This window comes from Rhizobacter sp. Root1238 (assembly GCF_001425825.1).
GTDB lineage: Bacteria > Pseudomonadota > Gammaproteobacteria > Burkholderiales > Burkholderiaceae_C > Rhizobacter.
Genome location: NZ_LMDM01000049.1, coordinates 147,274 through 162,947 on the forward strand (window position 1 = coordinate 147,274; position 15,674 = coordinate 162,947).

15 protein-coding genes are annotated in these 15,674 nt (G+C 70.3%); 9 read left to right on the plus strand and 6 right to left on the minus strand.

The features are described 5' to 3' along the window. Positions 1-18 precede the first annotated feature (18 nt). Positions 19-924, plus strand: a complete 906-nt coding sequence (locus ASC98_RS29915; protein WP_162249268.1) for a DUF1993 family protein — start codon at positions 19-21, stop codon at positions 922-924. Here the strand turns inward: ASC98_RS29915 and ASC98_RS27800 are convergent, their stop codons facing one another. Genes ASC98_RS27800 through ASC98_RS27810 form a run of 3 tightly spaced genes read right to left on the minus strand, consistent with a single transcriptional unit; the run spans position 925 to position 6,833 of the window. After that, entirely contained in the window at positions 925-2,340 is a 1,416-nt protein-coding gene (locus ASC98_RS27800) for an efflux transporter outer membrane subunit (RefSeq protein ID WP_056813500.1), read from the minus strand. Beyond that, complete coding sequence (locus ASC98_RS27805) at positions 2,333-5,521, minus strand: efflux RND transporter permease subunit (RefSeq protein WP_056813503.1); 3,189 nt, start codon at positions 5,519-5,521, stop codon at positions 2,333-2,335. The genes ASC98_RS27800 and ASC98_RS27805 overlap by 8 nt, the downstream gene beginning before the upstream one ends. A 40-nt stretch (positions 5,522-5,561) precedes the next feature. Next, on the minus strand, positions 5,562-6,833 hold the full coding sequence (locus tag ASC98_RS27810; protein ID WP_369820448.1) for an efflux RND transporter periplasmic adaptor subunit: 1,272 nt from the start codon (positions 6,831-6,833) through the stop codon (positions 5,562-5,564). 227 nt (positions 6,834-7,060) lie between these two features. Between ASC98_RS27810 and ASC98_RS27815 the strand changes: the two genes are divergently transcribed. Continuing rightward, the gene (locus ASC98_RS27815; protein ID WP_056813510.1) at positions 7,061-7,762 is read left to right on the plus strand and encodes a TetR family transcriptional regulator; all 702 of its coding nucleotides are present in this window, start codon (positions 7,061-7,063) and stop codon (positions 7,760-7,762) included. On the opposite strand, the gene ASC98_RS27820 is transcribed toward ASC98_RS27815, so the two are convergent. Then, positions 7,692-8,870 carry an MFS transporter gene (locus tag ASC98_RS27820; RefSeq protein ID WP_082541905.1) on the minus strand — a complete coding sequence of 393 codons (1,179 nt, stop codon included), beginning with the start codon at positions 8,868-8,870 and terminating at the stop codon, positions 7,692-7,694. The two genes, ASC98_RS27815 and ASC98_RS27820, sit on opposite strands and share 71 nt — an antisense overlap. Before the next feature lie 98 nt (positions 8,871-8,968). Here ASC98_RS27820 and ASC98_RS27825 point away from each other — a divergent pair, with 98 nt between their 5' ends. Together ASC98_RS27825 and ASC98_RS27830 are read left to right on the plus strand one after the other, a co-directional pair. Continuing rightward, the gene (locus ASC98_RS27825; protein ID WP_082541906.1) at positions 8,969-9,739 is read left to right on the plus strand and encodes a DeoR/GlpR family DNA-binding transcription regulator; all 771 of its coding nucleotides are present in this window, start codon (positions 8,969-8,971) and stop codon (positions 9,737-9,739) included. Between the two features lie 78 nt (positions 9,740-9,817). Next, on the plus strand, positions 9,818-10,792 hold the full coding sequence (locus tag ASC98_RS27830) for an alpha/beta fold hydrolase (protein WP_056813519.1): 975 nt from the start codon (positions 9,818-9,820) through the stop codon (positions 10,790-10,792). A gap of 25 nt (positions 10,793-10,817) precedes the next feature. On the opposite strand, the gene ASC98_RS27835 is transcribed toward ASC98_RS27830, so the two are convergent. Both ASC98_RS27835 and ASC98_RS27840 read right to left on the minus strand, forming a co-directional pair. After that, positions 10,818-11,780, minus strand: a complete 963-nt coding sequence (locus ASC98_RS27835; protein ID WP_056813524.1) for an MBL fold metallo-hydrolase — start codon at positions 11,778-11,780, stop codon at positions 10,818-10,820. Between the two features lie 82 nt (positions 11,781-11,862). Further along, entirely contained in the window at positions 11,863-12,468 is a 606-nt protein-coding gene (locus tag ASC98_RS27840; RefSeq protein ID WP_056813527.1) for a cupin domain-containing protein, read from the minus strand. Between the two features lie 130 nt (positions 12,469-12,598). Here ASC98_RS27840 and ASC98_RS27845 point away from each other — a divergent pair, with 130 nt between their 5' ends. From ASC98_RS27845 to ASC98_RS27865, 5 genes are all read left to right on the plus strand, one after another. Further along, a complete protein-coding gene (locus tag ASC98_RS27845) occupies positions 12,599-13,312 on the plus strand; it encodes an SDR family oxidoreductase (protein ID WP_056813529.1) in 714 nt (237 codons plus the stop codon). Next, on the plus strand, positions 13,309-14,430 hold the full coding sequence (locus ASC98_RS27850) for an S-adenosylmethionine:tRNA ribosyltransferase-isomerase (protein ID WP_056813532.1): 1,122 nt from the start codon (positions 13,309-13,311) through the stop codon (positions 14,428-14,430). The genes ASC98_RS27845 and ASC98_RS27850 overlap by 4 nt, the downstream gene beginning before the upstream one ends. A 49-nt stretch (positions 14,431-14,479) precedes the next feature. Next, positions 14,480-15,082: a chalcone isomerase family protein gene (locus ASC98_RS27855; RefSeq protein ID WP_056813535.1), complete on the plus strand. Its 603-nt coding sequence runs from the start codon at positions 14,480-14,482 to the stop codon at positions 15,080-15,082. Positions 15,083-15,179: 97 nt separating this feature from the next. Then, entirely contained in the window at positions 15,180-15,479 is a 300-nt protein-coding gene (locus ASC98_RS27860) for a hypothetical protein (protein ID WP_056813538.1), read from the plus strand. After that, on the plus strand, positions 15,479-15,673 hold the full coding sequence (locus tag ASC98_RS27865; protein ID WP_056813541.1) for a hypothetical protein: 195 nt from the start codon (positions 15,479-15,481) through the stop codon (positions 15,671-15,673). The genes ASC98_RS27860 and ASC98_RS27865 overlap by 1 nt, the downstream gene beginning before the upstream one ends. Position 15,674 lies beyond the last annotated feature (1 nt).

Genomic DNA, 15,674 nt, shown 5'->3' on the forward strand with positions numbered 1-15,674 from the left:
GACTGCTACGCTCGCGCGATGAACCCACCCCTGCTCTGGACGGCCTCGGTGCCGGTCTTCCTGCGCTACCTGGAGCGGCTGCGCGGCTGGCTCGATCTGGCGCAAGGCCACGCCACCGGGCCGGATGCGCAGCGCCTGCTCGGCGCCCGGCTCAGCGACGACATGAACCCGTTCGAGACCCAGGTCGTCATCGCGGCGAACTTCGCGTTGCGCGCCTGCCATCCGCTGGCCGGCCTGCCGATCCCGTCGGCGGGCGAGCCGGGGCCGGGCTTCGACGGGCTGCGCGCTCTGATCGACCGCGTGACATCGCTGCTGCGCGAATTGCCGCCGGCGCTGTTCAAGGACGCGGACCAACGCACGCTGGAGAGCCGTGCCGGCGAGGCGCTGGCGCGCCTGCCGGCCGCCGAGTTCCTGCAGCTCTATGCGCTGCCGAACTTCTTCTTTCACCTGACCACGGCGTACGCGATCCTGCGCAGCCGGGGCGTGCCGATCGGCAAGGCGGATTTCGACGGGTTCCATGCGTATCCGCGGACCCGCGCCGAGGCGCCTGTGCGGACGGACGCCAGCGAGGTCGAGACCCTGCGCGAGATCGAGCGCTCGCGGCTGCGCGCACTGGTCGACGTCGACATGACACTCGCCGGGCGCCTTCATGCACCGCAGTTCCAGCTCGTCACGCCGGGCGGCCGCGCATTCACCCGCGACGAGTACCTCGGCAAGATCGAGCGCGGCGACCTGCGCTACCTGCGCTGGGAACCCGGCCCGATCGACGTGCGCCTGCATGCCGACAGCGCGGTGCTCCGCTACCAGGCCACGCTGGCGTTCGATGCGGACGCGCCGTTCCGCTGCTGGCACATCGATGCGTACGAACGCCTCGACGGCCGCTGGCAGGTGGTGTGGTCGCAGGCGACGGCGATCAAGCCCTGATCAGTTCGTCGCTGCCGCGTCCTTCCACCCCCCACCCAGCGCCTTGTACAGCGTCACCAGGTTCTGCGCCTGCAGCGCCTGCACCTGCACCACCGCCTGCTGCGCCGCGAACAGCGAGCGCTGCGCATCGAGCACGTCGAGGTAGCTCGCCGCGCCATTGCGGTAGCGCAGGTCGGCCAGCCGATAGCGTGCCTGCTCGGCATCGGCCTGCGCGCGTTGCGCGCGCGCCTGCTCGCCGAGCGTTGCGCGGCCGGCCAGCGAATCGGAGACCTCGCGGAACGCGGTCTGGATCGCCTTCTCGTACTGCGCCAGCGCGATCTCGCGGCCGACCTTCACGCTGTCGAGGTTGGCCTTGTTGCGCCCGGCGTCGAAGATCGGCAGCGTCGCCTGCGGCTGGAAGCTCCAGCCGAACGAGCCGCTCTTGAACAGGCCCGACAGGTCGCTGCTGACCGAGCCGACCAGCCCGGTCAGCGTGATGCGCGGGAAGAACGCCGCGCGCGCCGCGCCGATGTTGGCATTGGCCGCGATCAGCTGCTGCTCGGCCGCGCGCACGTCGGGCCGGCGGTTCAGCAGGTCCGACGGCAGCCCGGCCGGCACCTCCCGCAGCACCTGGTCGGCCACCAGCGACACGCCGGCCGGCAGGTCGTCCGGCAGCGCCTGCCCGAGCAGCAGCACCAGCGCGTTCTCGTCCAGCAGGCGCTGGCGCGTCTGCTGCGCGAGCGACACCCGGGCCGCTTCGAGCAGCGATTCGGCCTGCCGCAGGTCGAGCTCGGAGCTCGCGCCGTTGTCGAACTTCAGCCGCGTCAGCTTCTGCGAATCCTCGCGCGTCTTCAGCGTCTGCCGGGTCACCTCGAGCAGCTCGTCGTCGGCCAGCAGGTTGAAGTACGCATTGGCGACCGACGCGATCAGGCTGATCTGCACCGCCTTGCGCGTCTCTTCGGTCGCCATGTATTGCGCGAGGGCGGCCTGGCTCAGGCTGCGCACCCGGCCGAACAGGTCGAGCTCGTAGGCCGAGACCGCGAGGCCGACGCTGTAGCTGCTGGTGATCGTGTCGGGCCCGGCCGTCTGGCGAAGGCCGTTCGCGGCCGCGTTGATCGTCGGCCATTCGTCGGCCCGCTTGATCTGGTAGGCCGCGCGCACCTGCTCGATGTTGAGCACCGCGACCCGCAGGTCGCGGTTGTTCTTCAGCGACAGGTCGATCAGCCGCTTCAGTCGCTCGTCGGCGAAGTAGCTCTGCCATTCGATGTCGCTCGCCTTCGGGCCGGGCCGCGCGGTCGTCGCCTCGCCGGCGAACGAACCGGGCACCGGCGCCGGCGGGCGCTCGTAGGTCGGGATCATCGTGCAGCCGGTCGCGAGCAGCGCGGCGGCGACCAGGGCCGGGCCGCGCCGCAGCCGGGGGCTTCGGAAATCACTCATGGGAACCATCCTTCGCCGAGCCGGCCGCCGGGGCGGCGGGTGCCGGGCTGCCATTCAATTCGTGGGCGTACATGCGGCGCTGCCGCTCGCTGCCCTTGAAGAGGCGGCGCACGACGACGAAGAACACCGGCACGAAGAACACCGCCAGCAGCGTCGCACTGAACATGCCGCCCATCACGCCGGTGCCGATCGCGCGCTGGCTCGCCGAGCCCGCGCCCGACGCGACCACCAGCGGCAGCACGCCGAGGATGAAGGCCATCGAGGTCATCAGGATCGGCCGGAAGCGCAGGTGCGCCGCTTCCAGCACCGACTCGACCACCCCCTTGCCCTGCGCGTGCAGGTCCTTCGCGAACTCGATGATCAGCACCGCGTTCTTCGCGCTCAGCCCGATCACCGTGATCAGGCCGACCTTGAAGTAGATGTCGTTCTCGAGGCCGCGGAAGGTGGCCGCCAGCACCACGCCGAGCACGCCGAGCGGCACCACCAGGATCACCGACAGCGGGATCGACCAGCTCTCGTACAGCGCCGCGAGGCACAGGAACACCGCCAGCAGCGAGAAGCCGAGCAGGATGAACGCGGTCGAGCCCGACAGCTTCTCCTCGCGCGACTGGCCCGTCCATTCGAACGCGAAGCCCGGCGGCAGCTGGCCCGCGAGCCGCTCCATCTCGTTCATCGCCTCGCCGGTGCTGCGGCCCGGCGCGGCATCGCCGGCCAGCCGCATCGTCGGGTAGCCGTTGTAGCGGATGGTCTGCACCGGGCCGCTGATCCAGCGCGTCGTCGCGAAGGCCGACAGCGGCACCGGCTGGCCCTTGCTGTTCAACGCGTTCAGGCGCAGCAGGTCGTCCGGCTGCATGCGGGCCGGCGCATCGGCCTGCACCACCACGCGCTGCAGGCGGCCGGCGTTCGGGAAGTCGTTGATGTAGGCCGAACCGAGGGCGGTCGACAGCGTCGAGTTGATCGAATCGAAGCTCACGCCGAGCGCGTTCGCCTTGTCGCGGTCGACGTCGATCTGCAGCTGCGACGCGTCTTCCAGGCCGTCGGGGCGCACGCCCGCGACGATCTTGCTCTGGCCCGCGAGGCCCAGCAGCTGGTTGCGTGCCGCCAGCAGCGCCGCGTGGCCGTTGCCGCCGCGGTCCTGCAGCCGGAACGCGAAGCCCGACGAGGTGCCCAGTTCGGGGATCGGCGGCGGGCTGAGCGGGAAGATGAACGCATCGCGCACGCCCATCAGCGCGCCGAACGCGCGGCCGGCCAACGCCTGCGCCGAATGCTGCGCGCCCTTGCGCTCGTCCCAGTCCTTCAGCGTGACGAACGCGAGGCCGGCGTTCTGGCCCTGGCCGGAGAAGCTGAAGCCCAGCACGCCGACCATGCTCTGCACTTCCGGCTGCTTCAGGATGAAGCCCTCGACCTGCTGCATCACCTCGACCGTGCGGTTCACGGTGGCGCCCGGCGGCAGCTGCACGTTGACGATGATGTAGCCCTGGTCTTCGGCGGGCAGGAACGAGGCCGGCAGGCGCGAGAAGGTCCAGCCCACCGCGGCGATGATCGCCGCGTAGATGATCAGGAAGCGGCCGGCGCGTTTCAGGATCTTCGCGACCCAGCCTTCGTAGCCCTTCGCGGTGCGGGCGAAGCCGCGGTTGAACCAGCCGAAGAAGCCGGTCTTCTCGTGGTGGTGGCCGGCTTCGACCGGCTTCAGCAGCGTCGCGCACAGCGCCGGCGTCAGCGACAGCGCCATGAAGGCCGACAGCGCGATCGACGCCACCATCACCGCCGAGAACTGGCGGTAGATGTTGCCGATCGAGCCGGCGAAGAACGCGAGCGGCACGAACACCGAGATCAGCACCACCGTCACGCCGATGATCGCGCCGGAGATCTGGCCCATCGCCTTGCGGGTGGCCTCGCGCGGCGAGAGTCCCTCCTCGCTCATGATGCGCTCGACGTTCTCGACCACGACGATCGCATCGTCGACCACGATGCCGATCACCAGCACCATGCCGAACATCGTCAGCACGTTGATCGAGAAGCCCAGGCCGAGCAGCGCGCCGAAGGTGCCCAGCAGCGCGATCGGCACGACCAGCGTCGGGATCACGGTGTAGCGCCAGTTCTGCAGGAACAGGTACATCACGACGAACACCAGCGCGACCGCCTCGAGCAGCGTCTCGACCACCTGCGAGATCGAGATCTTGACGAAGCGCGAGCTGTCGTACGGCACGCTGTACTTGACGCCCTGCGGGAAGTAGCGCGCGAGCTCGTCCATGCGCTTGCGGATGGCGGTCGCGGTGGCGAGCGCATTGCCGCTCGGCGAGAGCTGCACGCCGATGCCGGTCGACGGCTTGCCGTTCAGGCGCGCCGAAGTGGCGTAGGTCTGCGCGCCGAGCTCGATGCGGGCGACATCCTTCAGGCGCACCGTGGAGCCGTCGGCGTTCGCGCGCAGCACGATGTTGCCGAACTGCTCGACGTTGCTCAGCTGGCCGTTGACGACCACGGTCGCGAAGATCGACTGGCCGGGCAGGTTCGGCAGGTCGCCGATGGTGCCGGACGAGACCTGCGCGTTCTGCGTGCGGATCGCGGCGGCGACGTCGGCGGCCGACAGGTTGAAGCCGACCAGCTTCGCCGGGTCGATCCAGACGCGCATCGCGCGCTCGGTGCCGAACAGCTGGGCCTGGCCGACGCCGGGGATGCGCTGGATCTCGGGCAGCACGGTGCGCGACGCGTAGTCGCCGAGCGCGATCGGGTCGTAGGCCGGGTTGTCGGACGAGAGGATCGTGAACAGCAGGAAGTTCGAGCGCGCCTTGTCGACCCGCACGCCCTGCTGCGTGACGGCCGACGGCAGCCGCGGCGCGGCGCGGCTCAGCCGGTTCTGCACGTCGACCTGCGCCAGGTCCGGGTTGGTGCCGGGTTCGAAGCTGATCGTGATCGAGCCGGTGCCGTTGGCCTGGCTGACCGACTCCATGTAGAGCAGGCCGGGCGAGCCGTTCATTTCCTGCTCGATGACGCTGATCACGCTGTCTTCGAGCGTCTGCGCCGAGGCACCGGGGTAGGTGGCCGACACGACGATGGAGGGCGGTGCGACCGGCGGGTACTGCGAGACCGGCAGTTGCGCGATCGACACGCTGCCGAGCACGATGATGAACAGCGCGATCACCCACGCAAAGATGGGGCGATCGATGAAGAACTTGGCCATGGAGGAAGGCTCGCTGGTTCTGTCTTGTGGGAAGTGCGGATCAGCCGCCTGACGCGGCAGACGCCGGCGCGGGTGCGGCCGATGCCGCCGCCGCGGCCGACGCCGCGCGCGGCTGCCACGGCACCGGCTTCACCGGGCCCGGGCCGCGCAGCTTCTGGAAGCCGTCGACCATCACCTGCTCGCCGGGCTTCAGGCCGTCGGTGACGAGCCACTGGCCGTCCTGCGCGGCCGAGCCGATCTTGATCGGGCGCGGCGCGACCTTGCCGTCGGCGCCGACCACCATCACGGTGTCGCCCTGGTTGCTGCGGGTGACCGCCTGCTGCGGCAGCGCGATCGCGCCGTCGACCTGCGCCTGCTCGAGCCGCACGCGCACGTACATGCCGGGCAGCAGCAGGCCGTCGGCGTTCGGCACCTCGGCGCGCAACGTGATCTGGCCCGACGTGGGATCGACCGTCAGGTCGGAGAACAACAGCCGGCCGGGCTTCGCGTACTCGGTGCCGTCTTCCAGCACGATGCGCACCTGGGCGGCCTCGCCGCTGCCTGCACGCTTGAGCTTGCCGGCCTCGAGCGCCTTGCGCAGCTTCAGCGTCTCGGTGGTGGACTGCGTGAAGTTCACGTACATCGGGTTGATCTGCTGCACCACGGCGAGCTGGGTCGCCTCGCCCTGGCCGACCAGCGCGCCTTCGGTCACCAGCGCGCGGCCGATGCGGCCCGCGATCGGCGAGGTGACGGCGGCGTAGCCGAGGTTGATCTGCGCGGTCTGCAGCGCGGCGCGAGCCGATGCGACATCGGCCTCGGCGGACTTCTGCGCGGCGACCGCGTTGATGAAGTCCTGCTTGCTGATCGCGTTGGCCTCGATCAGCGGCTTGTAGCGTTCGGCCTGCGCGGTGGCCTGCGTCAGGTTGGCCTGCGCGCGGGCCAGCGTGGCCTGGGCGCTCTGCTGGCTCGCGAGGTACGGCGCGGCGTCGATCTGGAACAGCGGCTGGCCGGCCTTCACGTCGCTGCCTTCGCGGAACAGCCGCTTCTGCAGGATGCCGGCCGCGCGGGCCCGCACCTGCGCGACGCGCGAGGCCTCGAGCCGGCCCGGCAGCTCGGTCACCAGGCCGACCTCGCGCGGCGCGACGGTCACCACCCCCACCTCGGGCGGTGGCGGGGCGCCGGCGCCACCCGGGGCTGCACCGGCGCCGCCGGCCGCGCCGTCCTTGGCGCCGCAGGCCACCAGCAACGCGGCGACGATCGCCAGCGGCAGCGCTTTCAGCGCGCCACGGACCGGGGACACAACAGCAGCACTTTCCGCCGCGACGTTCTTCAACGCAGACATGCAAATTCCTTCCGGATGCTGCGCCCGCCGCGGGCGCCTGATGAGCTGGGGGAAAGCCGACAAAGCGCAAAGGCCGGGTGAGAACCCGGCTGGACTTGTCGACGATGCGGGTTAGTATACATACACGATTGAATGTAAATGTCCCGTTTACCTGCACGGTAGCGGCTGCGCTCTTGCCGAGTGCTTGCCGGCACCGATCACCGAGGAGTCGCCACGCGATGGCGCGACGCACGAAAGAAGAGGCCCAGGCCACCCGCAGCCACATCCTGGACACCGCCGAGCTGGTGTTCCAGGAGCGTGGCGTGTCGCGCACTTCGCTCAACGACATCGCGCTGGCGGCCGGCCTGACCCGCGGCGCCATCTACTGGCACTTCAAGGACAAGGGCGACCTCTTCAACGCGATGATGCTGCGCGTGACCTTGCCGATGGAGCAGATGGTTCACGCGAGCGACGACCCGCAGTTGGACGCGCCAGTGGATCACATTCTGGAAAGCTTTGTCGATGCCCTGCGCAAGACGGTGCACGACCCGCAGGTGCGGCGGGTGTTCGACATCGCATCCCACAAGGTCGAGTACATCGACGATCTCGACAAGGTGTGGGAGCGCCACCGCCAGGTGCACAACGAGATGCTCGCGCGCGTCGAGAGCGCGCTGAAGCGGGCGGTGCAGCGCCGCCAGATCGTGCTGCGCACGCCGGCGCGCACGGCAGCGATCGGGCTGCATGCGCTGATCGACGGGCTGATCCGCACCTGGCTGCTGGAGCCGGACTCGTTCGACCTGGTGCGGGTCGGCCGGCAGACGCTGGAAGGCTATCTGGCGGGCATGGCGCCGCCGCCCGCCGTGCCGACGATCACGCCCGTGCCGGGTTCGTCGCCGGCACCGGCCGGGGTTCGTCGAGGTGGTGGGCGAGCAGCGCGATAGTCGCTGCCAGGCCGGCCAGCACCAGCAGCGCGAAGCGCAGGCTGGTCAGTTGCGCGAGCCAGCCGATCAGCGGCGGCCCGAGCAGGAAGCCGCCGTAGCCGAGCGTGGCCATCGCCGCGATGCCCTGGCCCGGACCGCGGCGCGCGCGCCGTGCGGCGGTGCCGAAGACCAGCGGGGCGACGGTGGCGACGCCGAGCCCGACCGCGACGAAGGCCGCGAGCGTCAGGCCGGCATGCTGCGTGAGCAGTGCCGCCGCGAAGAGCAGCGCGGCCACCGCATTGCCGGCGCGCAGCAGCGTGGCGGCGCGCCACACCGCCATCAGCCGGTCGCCGGCCAGGCGCAGCACCATCATCGCGCAAGCGAACGCGGCGTAGCCGAAGGCGCCGAGCGCGGCGCTGAGCCCGAGGCCGTCCTTCACATAGACCGCGCTCCAGTCGGCCATGCCGCCTTCGATCAGGAACGCGCAGAACACGATCGCGCCGAGGCCGCCCATGCCGGGCTCGGGCAGCGCGAAATGCGGTGCCGGCTCGGCCGGCTTCGGCGGCGTGGCCTGCAGCCAGCGCATCGCGACCAGCAGCACCAGCGCGAGCAGCCCGGCGACCACGCCGATGTGCAGCCCCGGCGCGACGCCGTGGTGCGCCATCGTGCCGCCGAGCGCCGCGCCGCACAGCCCGCCGGCGCTCCACAGCCCGTGCAGGCCCGACATGATCGGCTTGCCGCGGCGCGACTCGACCTCGACGGCCAGCGCGTTCATCGCGACGTCCATCGCGCCGTTGGCCGCGCCGAGCAGGAACAGCGTGAACGCCAGCGGCAGCAGCGAGCCGACCAGCACCGGGTGCGGCAGCAGGAAGCAGTAGACGAAGCCGGTCGCGAGCGTCAGTCCGCGTGCGCCCAACTGGCCGATGCCACGTCCGGCGAGCTGGAACGACACCAGCGCGCCGGCGCCCATCGCCAGCAGCGCCATGCCGAGCTGGCCTTCGCTCAGGCTCAGCGCATCGCGCACCGCCGGGATGCGCGAGACCCAGCTCGCGAAGCCGGCGCCGTTGGCGAAGAACACGGCGGCCATCGCGAGGTGCTCGGCCCGCGAGGCGGTGGGAGAGGAAGACATGGCGGCTCCGGAAGGCGTGACAAGCTTGAGCGAAATCGATCAAGATCGAGCATATTAGAGCAAGCGATCGGGCCGGGCAAGCTAGAATTCTCGCCACGATGGTCCGCAAGACACCTGCCCCTCCCTGGTTCGGCGAAGAGCGCCGAGCCCGCACACTGAAGCTGTTGCAGGAGAAGGGGCGCGTCGAGGTGCTCGACCTTGCTCGGATGATGGGCGTGTCCGAGCACACGATCCGCCGCGACCTGCTCGACCTGCAGGCGCAGGGCGCGCTGCACAAGACGCATGGCGGCGCGGTGTCGCTGGACACCGCGCGGCTCGATTTCGCGGGGCGCGTCGACGTGATGGCCGATGCCAAGCAGGCGATCGGCCGGGCCGGCGCGGCGTTGATCGAGCCGGGCCAGACGGTGATCATCGATGCCGGCTCGACCTCGCTGAGCCTGGCGCGCGCGCTGGCGGTGCGGCCGGTCACGGTGATCACGAACTCGCTCGACGTCGCGGCGCTGTTCGACCGCGACCCCGGCGTGCAACTGGTGCTGACCGGCGGCACCTGGCACGTGCAGGCGCGCGCGCTGTGGGGGCCGGCCGCGCGCGAGATGCTGCAGCAGTGCCGCGCCGACTGGGCGGTGCCGGGCGCCTGCTCGGTCGACCTGCGCATGGGCATCACCGTCACCGACGAGGCCGACGCCGCGACCAAGCGCGCGATGATCGGCGCCGCGGCCCGCACGATGGTGCTGGCCGATCACTCGAAGCAGAACAACGTGTCGCCGTTCGCGGTCGCGCAGTGGCGCGAGGCGCACACGCTGGTCAGCGACCGCGCCTGGCCCGAGGTCGAGGCGCTGGGCGTGCAGGTGGTGGTCGCGCAGGATTGAGGGATGGAACCTTGCCGTTGAGCTGGTGACTCAGGCTGGGCGATCGGTGTGCGATCGCCCAACCCACCAGGAGATGAGATGCAGCCCAAGGGCAAGGTCGAAGGACCGGGAATGTCGACCATCACGCCGGCCGAAACGAGGCGGCCCATGCCGCGCCTGGTCGATACCGTGCCAATCGATGTCGCACCGTTCATGAACGGGCAGGGCTTGCGCGCGTTCCTCCTCGGCACGAGCTCGGGCCGGGTCGCGTGCCTGGAGCGCGCGGGCGACGGCGTGCCGATGCTGTTCATCCACGCCAATTCGGCCAGCAAGGAGTTCTTCCTGCGCCAGTTCGAATCGGCCTTGCCGGGGCGTCGCTTGATCGCGGTCGACCTGCCCGGGCACGGCCAGAGCGAGAAGGTGTGTAGCAATCCGGCGGACGTCTACACGTTCAAGGGCTACGCCGGGGTCGTGAAGGAAGTGCTGGATCAGCTGGTGGAAGGGCCGGCCATGCTGTGCGGCTGGTCCCTGGGCGGGCACGTGGCGATGGAGTTGATGGCCTTGTGTCCGGATCGGCTCGCGGGCGTGGCGATCACCGGAGCGCCGCCGATCGAGCTGAGCGGGTCGGGCGTGTCGAGCGGCTTCAAGCTGTCTGCCGACGCCAGGATTCTCCGGTTGATGGGCCAGGCAGCGTCCTTCAGCGAGGAGGAGGCCATGACGTTCGTCGAGGCGGGTGGGCGCGGGGACGTGCCGGCAGAGGCGCTGAAGCACTTCGTCGCATCGGCCATGAACACGGATGGTGCCGCACGATCAACCATGTGCGCCGCCATGGTGGACGGATCGGGCGGTTGCGACGAACGTGCGCTGGTCGGGGCCTCGCCGCTTCCGCTGCTGGTGGTCTGCGGCGAGGGCGACAAGGGCATCAACAACGACTATCTGCGCAGTCTCGACTACCGAAACATCCATGGCGGCAAGCCTCAAGAGATCGCCGGGGTGGGCCACAGCGTCTTCCTGGAGGCGCCCGAGGCGTTCAACCAGCTTCTGAAGGAGTTTGTCGACTCGCTGAAGCAGTGAAGCCTCGGTACGAGGTGGCTCCCGCTCAGCGGATCTGCTGGTAGTCGACAGGCACCCACACATACCCGCGGCCTTCGGCGCGGATGTGCCCGATGCCCGGGAACGGCAGGTGGGCGGCGGCGACGAAGTAGCCTTCCTTCGCGGCCTCGGCATATGCCTTCTTGCGCTGGATCGCGGCCGACTTCGAATCGGTGTCGAACGAGATCGTGACCTGCGGCTGCGGGAACTGCACCGCGGCGACGTGCATCAGGTCGCCCCACAGCACCAGCTTCTGGCCCTTCGACTCGACCGCATAGATCGAGTGGCCCGGCGTGTGGCCGCGCGCGGCGATCGCGCGCACGCCCGGCACCAGCTCGGTCTCGCCGTCGAACGGCTTGAACTTGCCGGCGGCGACGTACGGGTTCAGCGAGGCCTGCGCGCCCTGGAAGAAGCCCTTCATCTTTTCCGGGGCCTTGTCGAGGTTCTCCTTGCTGAGCCAGAAGTCGGCGTCATGCTGGTCGGCGCGCACGATGGCGTTGGGGAACACCAGCTGGCCGTCGGCCACGAGGCCGCCGACGTGGTCGCCGTGCATGTGCGTGATGTAGATCTCGTCGACCTGCTCCGGCTGGTAGCCGGCCGCCTTCAGGTTGGCGACCAGGCTGCCCAGCGTCGGGCCGAACAGCTTGCCGGCGCCGGTGTCGACCAGCACCAGCTTGCTGCCGGTGTTGACCAGGTAGCCGTCGACCGAGGTCTGCACGACGTCTTTCTGAAAGCCCTTGTCGAGCAGCTTGCCGACTTCCTTCTGCGTCGTGTTGGTCAGCAGCTGCTTGGGCTGCAGGTCGAGCGTGCCGTCGTTCAGCGCGGTGACCTCGATGTCGCCGAGCATCATCCGGTAGAAGCCGGGAGCCTGCGTCTTGACCTGCGGCGCGCCGGCCTGCGCGGCGGTGGCAAGCACCAGCGAACCGATCAGCGTGGCGACGCCGTTGCGAATCCAGGGCGTGAATGTCATTCGAATTTCTCCTCGGGTGCGAAATTGCGGGCGCAAGCATAGGGGCGCAGTGCATTCCCCACAGCGCAGAGGGGTAGCCTTCCTACACGCCCGCCTTGGCGAGCACGACCAACGAAATGCCGCGCGCAGGCGCGAGCGCATCCGCGTTCTGGTACGAGTGCGGCAGGTTGCCGGGAAAGGCCAGCACCTCGCCTTCGGCCAGCGTGTAGCGCTCGCCGGCCACCATCAGGTGCACGCGGCCGTCCAGGCAGGTGAAGAACTCGCGCGTGCCCGGCAGGTGCGGCGTGCCGCCCATCACCGCGCCGGGCTCGAAGTCCATCACCTCCATCATCTCGTCCGGCACCGATTCGGGCACCAGCACGCGCAGCATGACGCCGCGGCCCTTGCCGGCCGGCCGGCTGCGCAGCGCCACTTCGTCGGCGGCCCAATGACGCACCAGCGCGCGCGGCGACGCGAGCAGCTCGTCGATCGGCACGCCGAGCGCGCCGGCCACCTTCACCAGCACCGACAGCGACGGGTTGCCGTCGCCGGACTCCAGCGTCGCGATCGTCGAGCGCGGCAGCGCGGCCGATTTCGCGAGGCCGTCCTGCGTCAACCCGCGCGCGTGGCGCAGGCTGACGAGGTTGCGGGCCAGGTGGCTGGCTGTCGGGCTGGTGTGATCGCTGGAGGGGGCGGCGGGCTCGCTCATGAGGGCCGCATTGTGACCACATGGGGCCGCCGTGACGACGGAACGGACGCTTCGCCAACGGATCGGTCCGTGCGCTGGGCGATGCGGGTGGTGCTGCCTATCGTGAAGCCATCACTTCACGGAGCACCCCATGAACATCCTTCGAGACGATCCGCTGGCCGGCCTGCGCGTGGCCATCACCGGCGGCACCTCGGGCCTCGGCCTCGCGCTGGTGCAGGCGCTGTCGGCCCGCGGCGCGCGCGTCGCCTTCATCGCCCGCGATGCGGCCCGCGTGCGGCGGGTCGCGCACGACCTGCCGGGCAGCCACGGCATCGTCGGCGACATCGCGCGCCGCGACGACATCCACCCGATCGCGCTGCAGGTCACGGCCGCGCTCGGCGGGCTGGACGTGCTGGTCAACAACGCGTCGAGCCTCGGTCCGGTGCCGCTCGCGCTGCTGGCCGACACCGACTGCGAAGACCTTGAGGCCGCACTGGCCGCCAACCTGCTCGGCCCGTTCCGCCTCGGCAAGGCGCTGCTCGGCGCGTTGGCCGCGTCGGCGCGTGGCGGGGCGCAGGGGCTGGTGCTCAACATCAGCAGCGATGCCGCCGTCACGCCGTACCCCGGCTGGGGCGCGTACGGTGCCAGCAAGGCCGCGCTGCACCACCTGAGCCGCATCTGGGATGCCGAGCTGCGCGAGCACGGCGTGCGCGTGTTCTCGGTCGACCCGGGCGACATGGACACGCCGCTGCATGCGCTGGCCGCGCCCGATGCCGACCCGGCCGCGCTGCAGCGCCCGGCCGATGCGGCGCGGCCGATCGTCGCGCTGGTCGCCAACACCGTCGCGCACCGGGAGGCCGCATGAGGGCCGCCGCGGTGCCGACCCAGCGCCCGCGCGACGCGCGCCTGCTGGTGATCGACCGGCATGGCGAGCTGCACCATGCCGAGCGGACACGGCTGGCCCACTGGCTGCGCCCCGGCGACCTGCTGGTGGCCAACGATGCGGCGACGCTGCCGGCCAGCCTGCACGGCACGCACCTGCGCAGCGGCGCTGCGATCGAGGTGCGGTTGGCCGGGCGGCCGTCGCTGCAGGTGGATGCGGTGCACGACTTCACCGCGGTCGCCTTCGGTGCCGGCGACTTCCGCACCCGCACCGAAGACCGTCCCGCGCCACCGCCGCTGAGCGCGGGCGACCGGCTGCAGCTCGGCCCGCTGCAGGCGCGCGTCGTGCGCCTGCTCGACCACCCGCGGCTGGTGGCGCTGCACTTCGACGGCGACGCCGACGGCATCCGCGCCGGCATCGCCCGCCACGGCCGGCCGATCCAGTACGCCCACCTGCCGCAGCCGCTCGCGCTGTGGGACGTGTGGACGCGCGTCGCGGCACAGCCGGTCGCGTTCGAGCCGCCGTCGGCCGGCTTCGTGCTCGACTGGCAGATGCTGCACACGCTGCGCGAGCGCGCGATCGGCTTCGCGACGCTGACGCACGCGGCGGGCCTGTCGTCGACCGGCGATGCGGTCCTTGACGCGCGGCTGCCGTTCGACGAGCCCTACCACCTGCCGGCATCAACGGTGCAGGCCATCGCCGACACCCGGCGCAGCGGCGGGCGCATCGTCGCGCTCGGCACCACCGTCACGCGGGCGCTCGAGCATGCGGCGCAGGGCGGGCCATTGCGCGCCGGCGAGGGGCTGGCAAACCAACGGCTCGGGCCGCACAGCCGGCTGCAGGTGGTCGACGCGATCGTCAGCGGCACGCACGAGGCGGGCAGCAGCCACCACGCGCTGTTGCAGGCCTTCGTCGATGCCGCGGTGCTGCACCGCGCCGATGCGGCGCTGGTGGCCGGCGGCTACCGCACGCACGAGTTCGGCGATTCGGTGCTGGTCGAAAACGCGCGGAGTTCCCAAAGATCACCGCGCCAGGGTTCACGAACGATCGTGCGATCCGTCGATCGGGCCGGGTTCGCCGGCTTGTTGCGGCCGGCATAAGCCCGAATAATCGGCGCCATCCTATAAACAGATGGTCCCGAGGAGACGCATGATCTTGATTCGCACCCACGCGATCCGCACCCCCTTCGCCGCCCTGACGCTCGGGCTGGCCTTGATCGCCGGGGCCGCCGAGGCCGCCCAGACGACGAGCAAGTTCGAGCCGATGCTGCAGGTGCAGGGCACGCCGCTGTTGCTGAACGGTGCGGGAACGCGCTTCAAGGCCATCTTCAAGGTCTACGACCTGGGGCTGTACACCAGCAAGAAGGTCGGCACGCCGGAAGAGCTGATCGCGCTGCCCGGTCCGAAGCGGCTGCAGTTCACTGCGCTGCGCGACCTGCCGGGCACCGACCTCGGGCGGCTGTTCATCAAGGGCATGTCGGAGAACTCGCCGAAGGAGATGGTGCAGAAGCACACCTTGTCGGCGACCCGGCTGATCGAGATCTTCTCCGGCCGCTCGAAGATGGCGGCTGGCGAGACCTTCGCGATGGAGTTCGTGCCGGGCAAGGGCACCACCTTCTACATCATGGGCCAGCCGCAGGGCGAGCCGGTGGGCGATGCGGAGTTCTTCGCGATGGTGCTGAAGATCTGGGTCGGCGATGCGCCAGCCGACCACCTGCTGAAGGCCGCACTGCTGGGGCGCGACAAGGAATAGCAGCAGCTCCGGCGGGGCGATGCCCCCACCGCGCTTGCCAGCTGCGGCGGGATCATGTACATATCATGTCCATCCCCTGAACCCGCTGGAGCGTGCCGTGTCCGGAGCCGTTGAACGCATCGTGGTGCAAGCCACCTCCCAGGAAAAGAAGGCGATTGCCGCGAAGGCCGAGCGGCTCGGCCTGCCGATCTCCGAACTGATGCGCCGCGGTGCCGCGGCCTACGAAACCACCGAAGGCGAGGCCGACCTGCAGGCCCTGGCCGAAGCGGCCCGGGACGCCGCCGACCGCGCCGCCGCGTCGATCGACGATGCGCTCGACTTCATCGCTGCCAGCAACCAGCGCATTGTCGCGATGGAAGCCAAGGCGGCCCGAACCCCGGCGCGCAAGGCCGCCTGATGGGGGTCACGGACAAGGTCTGGAGTGCGTTCACCTCCGTCATCAAGCTCGAGGACAAGGTCAACCGCCAGTCCGAGGCGATGAAATCCCAGCAGCAGAAGATCGAGGACCTGACCGGCCGCGTGATCCGGCTCGAAGCGCAGCTCGAACTGCTGACCGGCGCCGCGCTGCTGAAGCGCCTGACCAAGGACTGAA

Coding starts and splice junctions, on each gene's coding strand:
- ASC98_RS27855 (WP_056813535.1), top strand. CDS start 14,480: ATGATCTTGATTCGCACCCACGCGATCCGCACCCCCTTCGCCGCCCTG.
- ASC98_RS27820 (WP_082541905.1), bottom strand. CDS start 8,870: ATGTCTTCCTCTCCCACCGCCTCGCGGGCCGAGCACCTCGCGATGGCC.
- ASC98_RS29915 (WP_162249268.1), top strand. CDS start 19: ATGAACCCACCCCTGCTCTGGACGGCCTCGGTGCCGGTCTTCCTGCGC.
- ASC98_RS27840 (WP_056813527.1), bottom strand. CDS start 12,468: ATGAGCGAGCCCGCCGCCCCCTCCAGCGATCACACCAGCCCGACAGCC.
- ASC98_RS27865 (WP_056813541.1), top strand. CDS start 15,479: ATGGGGGTCACGGACAAGGTCTGGAGTGCGTTCACCTCCGTCATCAAG.
- ASC98_RS27845 (WP_056813529.1), top strand. CDS start 12,599: ATGAACATCCTTCGAGACGATCCGCTGGCCGGCCTGCGCGTGGCCATC.
- ASC98_RS27805 (WP_056813503.1), bottom strand. CDS start 5,521: ATGGCCAAGTTCTTCATCGATCGCCCCATCTTTGCGTGGGTGATCGCG.
- ASC98_RS27830 (WP_056813519.1), top strand. CDS start 9,818: ATGCAGCCCAAGGGCAAGGTCGAAGGACCGGGAATGTCGACCATCACG.
- ASC98_RS27800 (WP_056813500.1), bottom strand. CDS start 2,340: ATGAGTGATTTCCGAAGCCCCCGGCTGCGGCGCGGCCCGGCCCTGGTC.
- ASC98_RS27825 (WP_082541906.1), top strand. CDS start 8,969: ATGGTCCGCAAGACACCTGCCCCTCCCTGGTTCGGCGAAGAGCGCCGA.
- ASC98_RS27835 (WP_056813524.1), bottom strand. CDS start 11,780: ATGACATTCACGCCCTGGATTCGCAACGGCGTCGCCACGCTGATCGGT.
- ASC98_RS27815 (WP_056813510.1), top strand. CDS start 7,061: ATGGCGCGACGCACGAAAGAAGAGGCCCAGGCCACCCGCAGCCACATC.
- ASC98_RS27850 (WP_056813532.1), top strand. CDS start 13,309: ATGAGGGCCGCCGCGGTGCCGACCCAGCGCCCGCGCGACGCGCGCCTG.